General features: G+C 60.3%; 1 protein-coding gene. It reads left to right on the top strand.

The annotated features are described in order from the left end of the window. Nucleotides 1-69: 69 nt before the first annotated feature. Nucleotides 70-438, top strand: a 369-nt coding sequence (locus QU44_RS17080) for a transposase (RefSeq protein WP_033923612.1), incomplete at its 3' end; no start/stop codon positions are given.

Genomic DNA, 438 nt, shown 5'->3' with positions numbered 1-438 from the left:
TGGGCACTTCCAATAACCCCTCGACATATTGTGCCTGATTTGATTCAGTGTCCTTGACGGGAGGCTTTGATGCGTCAGGCGGGATTGTTTGGATTATCGGAGCATCTGAAGCGGCTTTCGGCGCATGGTGATCCGCTGGAGGAGCTGGGCCGGATCATCGACTTTGAGGCATTCCGCCCGATTTTGGTTGCGGCGCTGGCCTATGGCGACGGGGCGAAGGGCGGTCGCCCGCCGTATGATCCGGTGGCGATGCTCAAGGTGCTGGTGCTGGCGGCGCAGAACAATGTGGCCGATGCGCGTATGGAATATCTGATCCGCGACCGGCTGAGCTGGCTGCGCTTCCTGGGTTTCGACCTTGGTGCACCGACACCCGATGCAAACACGATCCGCCTGTTCCGTGAGAAGCTGACCGAGGCGGGCGCGCTGGACATAGTGTTC

The organism is Sphingomonas sp. 37zxx (assembly GCF_000786205.1).
Lineage (GTDB): Bacteria > Pseudomonadota > Alphaproteobacteria > Sphingomonadales > Sphingomonadaceae > Sphingomonas.
This window is presented reverse-complemented; position numbering and strand designations above follow the sequence as displayed.